The sequence below is a fragment of the Amycolatopsis kentuckyensis genome (assembly GCF_002155975.1).
Taxonomy (GTDB): domain Bacteria; phylum Actinomycetota; class Actinomycetes; order Mycobacteriales; family Pseudonocardiaceae; genus Amycolatopsis; species Amycolatopsis kentuckyensis.
The window spans coordinates 1-4,021 of record NZ_MUMI01000830.1; the positions used below are offsets into that span (position 1 = coordinate 1).

The 4,021-nt window shown below is 72.8% G+C and carries 4 protein-coding genes; 2 read left to right on the forward strand and 2 right to left on the reverse strand.

Annotated elements, in window-relative coordinates:
* Positions 1–1,785 (reverse strand): hypothetical protein (locus tag CCN39_RS52435; protein ID WP_244211362.1); only part of this gene is annotated, 1,785 nt, incomplete at its 3' end.
* 275 nt (positions 1,786–2,060) lie between these two features.
* Between CCN39_RS52435 and CCN39_RS48430 the strand changes: the two genes are divergently transcribed.
* Positions 2,061–2,564 (forward strand): DUF3145 domain-containing protein, encoded by a 504-nt coding sequence (locus CCN39_RS48430; protein ID WP_086853966.1) that lies wholly within the window; start codon positions 2,061–2,063, stop codon positions 2,562–2,564.
* 31 nt (positions 2,565–2,595) lie between these two features.
* Positions 2,596–3,192, forward strand: coding sequence for a hypothetical protein (locus tag CCN39_RS48435; RefSeq protein WP_086853968.1), 597 nt, complete (start codon positions 2,596–2,598; stop codon positions 3,190–3,192).
* A 52-nt stretch (positions 3,193–3,244) separates the two neighbouring features.
* Here CCN39_RS48435 and CCN39_RS48440 read toward each other — a convergent pair.
* Positions 3,245–4,021, reverse strand: a 777-nt coding sequence (locus tag CCN39_RS48440) for a beta-ketoacyl-[acyl-carrier-protein] synthase family protein (RefSeq protein ID WP_143264496.1), incomplete at its 5' end; no start/stop codon positions are given.

Genomic DNA, 4,021 nt, shown 5'->3' on the forward strand with positions numbered 1-4,021 from the left:
CCCGAACCCGAGCCGCCGCAACCGGCTCAGCCGCCGCAACCGGCGCAACCGGCTCAGGCGCCGCTGCCCTCTCCGCAGCCCTTTCCCCGTCCGCGGCCGGCGCCCGCGCCCGTCGGGGCCGCTCCGCGGACGGGGAAAGGGCTGCGGAGAGGGCAGCGGCGCCTGAGCCGGTTGCGCCGGTTGCGGCGGCTGAGCCGGTTGCGGCGGCTCGGGTTCGGGGTGACCGGCCGTGGTGGGTGGCGTGGGTTCGGCCGGTTGTGGGGGAGTGCTCGCTTCGGCTGGGGTGGGCTGCTTGGCTTCGGCTGGTGAGGGAGCGCTCGGTTCGGACTGAGCGGGCCGCGGGAGGAGCAGCTCGGGTCCGCGGCCTTCGGCGGCGGTGGGGTGCGTGGCTTCAGCTGGTTGTGGGGGAGTGGTCGCTTCGGCTGGGGTGAGCCGCTCGGGCGCGGTGGGCTGGGAGCCGGCTTCCGCGGGCTCGGCGGGCCGCGGTGCGGCTGGCCCGGTTTGGGTGGCATGCGCGGGTTGAGAGTTGGCCGCCTCGGCTTCGGCGGGCCACGGTGTGGTTGCTTGCCCCGCTTCGGCGGGCTGTGGTGCGGAGGTTTCGAGTGCTTGCCCCGCTTCGGCGGGCTGCGGTGTGGAGGTTTCGAGTGCTTGCCCGGCTTTGGCGGAGACGCCACGGGCCTCGATCTGCTCGCTGCTCGCCGGGGGAATCCGGAGGTTTTCGGTCCCCTCAACCTCGTCGGCAGAGGATTCAGCCGACTCCGGACCACCCGACGGAGTGGCGCCGGGCAACCCCGGTGGTTCGGTGCCGGGGAAAACCGGGCGCGCCGCGGGATCGGCGGGGCGGGCTGGTTCCGCCTGGGCGGGCGGCACGAGTACCTCGGTGCGCTCGGCTTCGACAGAAGTCTCGGTCCCCGGGAACACCGGCCGCGCCGAAGAATCAGCCGGGTGCTCCGACTCCACCTGGGCGGTGGGCTCGGCTTCCGCAGAAGCCTCCACGGCCGCGGAGCCTGGCCGGGCCTCCGCCGGGGTCTCCGTCCGCCAATCGGTCGTACCCGCCGTAGCGGAAACCGCCGTGGCGGAAACCGCCGCAGCCGAAGCAGCCGTAGCCGAGACCGCCGCGGCCGAACCCCCCGCCGCCGCCGGGGCATCGTCCCAAAGGGACTCCGGTGGCGAGTCGTCCGTCAGCCGGCTGAAGCCCTCGCCCAGCAGCACTTCGTCCGAAAACTCCGGGGCCGATGGCGCCAGGCCCCGGATCAATGCCCGCACCTGGTCCACCGAGCGCGGCCGGTGTGCCGTGGCCAACGAGACCGTCGCCGCCAGCATCGTCGTCGGCGTGGGGTGTAGCACCCGGACCGGGCCTGCCAGGTCCGCCGCCGGCTGGTCGACCGTCTCCACGTACGGCCCCACCGCGATGATCGTTCCCACCGGGGCCGTTCCCGGGACCAATGCCGCAATTTGCCTTTCGCAAGCCTGCGAAACGTCCAGCGCTTCCGTTGCCGGGTTCACCGAATCGTCGTCCGCGACCAGGGGCCAGCCGTCCGCCTTCCACGGCCCTCCCAGCGGGGCCTCCAGGCGCAGGGCCGGGTCCGGGAGGTCCACGCCGATCACGATGATCACCCCTTGGGGGAGGATCACCACCGCCTCGATCGGGCGGCCGGCCTCCGAAGCCACGCCCACCAACGCGATGCCGCCGATCACGGTGCTGCCGCGGCCCAGGGATGCCAGCGCCGCCCGGATGTCGTCCGCCACCCGGGACTGCTGCCGCTCCAGGCGCACCAGTCGCACCGCTCGCCCCTCCCTGCTCGTCGTTCCGGGTCAACACGCTAGCGCGCCCAGCGCAATGATCCGTGCGACACGGGCGCGCCGCGGCCGCTTGCCCTCCGAAAGTGGGGCGGTGGGTGACTTGTGGTGTTCATGTGGCCAAACAGCACGGTTGGGGTGCAGAATGTGCTACAACGCATCGGAGGCGGCATTCGGGAGCCGCGCTGAGGCCCGCGCTGGAAGCTCGGAGTAGGGCGTAGGGGAAGACGTCCCTCGTCGAGCAACAAGCGGAGGTAGCAGTGAGCACCCGTGGCAGCACCCGAGGTGTGGTGTACGTCCACTCGTCGCCGTCTGCGGTGTGTCCGCACGTCGAGTGGGCCATTTCGGGCACCCTGGGTGCCCGCGTTGACCTGAAGTGGACGGCGCAGCCGGCCAGTCCGGGTCAGCTTCGCGCCGAATGCGGCTGGCGCGCGCCCGCGGGCACCGGCGCCAGATTGGCGTCCGCCCTCAAGGCGTGGCCGATGATTCGGTTCGAGGTGACCGAAGAGCCCAGTGCGGGCGTCGACGGCGAGCGGTTCTGCTTCGCGCCCGGCCTCGGCCTCTGGCACGGGCGGACCAGCGCCAACGGCGACATCGTGGTGGGCGAGGACCAGCTGCGCGCGCTCGTCAGCATGACCCGCGGCGGCGAATCCCTCGCGCACAAGCTGGACGAACTCCTGGCCGCGAGCTGGGACGAGGCGCTCGAGCCCTTCCGCCACGCCGGCGACGGCGCGCCGGTGACCTGGCTGCACCAGGTCGGCTGAGCCCCGGGACGGGGGCCGGTACGCTTTCCGCGTGACCACCCCCGCCCCCAGCTCTCGCCAGCGCTGGCTGGTGCCCGTCGTGGTCGTGGTGCTCTCCGTGACCGTCGGCGGTGGCCTGCTCGCGCGCGAGCTCTACCGCCAGCCCGACCGGCCGGCCGACGACACCTCCGTCGCGCTCTCGACGCCGTCGCCGTCCAGCAGCGGCGCGCCGGCCGCGGGGGGCGACGACGTCCGGATGACCGACGACGCCAAGCGGCACCCGCAAGGCGACGCCGTGCGCCGGGTGCTGCAGAAGTACTTCGCGGCCATCAACAGCAAGCAGTACCAGCAGTGGGTCGCCGTGGTCACCGACGAGCGGGCCGCCGGCCAGTCGCAGAGCGACTGGCGGAAGGGCGTCCGCACCACAAAGGACAGCGACGCCCTCGTCTACCGGATCGAGCGCTCGTCCGGGAATTCGCTGCGGGTCCTGGTCGGGTTCACCAGCAGGCAGAACGTCGAAGACGCCCCGCTGTTCTTCCGCGAGCCGTGCATCAAGTGGCGGCTCGTCATGCCCATGGTGCTCGACGGCACGACGCTGAAGGTCGACGCCGTCGACGGCGGGCCACCGCCCGAACACGAGAAGTGCTGAACGCGGAGAAGGGCCCGGCTCCAGCCGGGCCCTTCTCCGCGTTCTGTGGAGCTCAGACCGTGAACAGCAGCGCGGTGTTGTGGCCGCCGAACCCGAACGAGTTGCTGATCGCCGCCGTCAACTCGACCTTGCGCGGCTCGCCCGCGACGACGTCGAGCTGCACCCGCGGGTCCAGGTCGGTCAGGTTCCGGGTGGCCGGCACCAGGCCGTGGTAGAGCGCCAGGATCGTGATGATCCCCTCGACCGCGCCGGCGCCGCCGACGAGGTGGCCGAGCGAGCCCTTCGGCGCCGTCACGACCACGTGCTCCCCGATCGCGTTGCGGATCGCCGCCGCCTCGCCGATGTCACCGACCACAGTGGACGTCGCGTGCGCGTTCACGTGCCCGACGTCCGCCGGGGTGACCCCGGCCATCTTCATCGCCGCGCGCATCGCGGCGATCTGGCCGATGCCCTCGGGGTGGTTGCCCGTGATGTGGTAGGCGTCCGAGGTGATGCCGTGCCCGGCGATCGTCGCGTAGACGCGCGCCCCGCGGGCCTTCGCCAGGTCCGCGCGCTCCAGGATGACCACGCCGGCGCCCTCGCCGAGGACGAAGCCGTCGCGGTTGGCGTCGAACGGCCGCGACGCGCTCGCCGGGTCGTCGTTGCGCGTGGAGACCGTGCGGGCCTGGGCGAACCCGGCCAGCGTGATCGGGTGGATGCACGCTTCGGCGCCCCCCGCGATCACGACGTCGGCACGTCCGGAGCGGATCATCTCCACCCCGCTGGCGATGCCCTCGGCACCCGAGGCGCAGGCCGAGGCCGGGGAGTGCACCCCGGCCCGCGCCTTGAG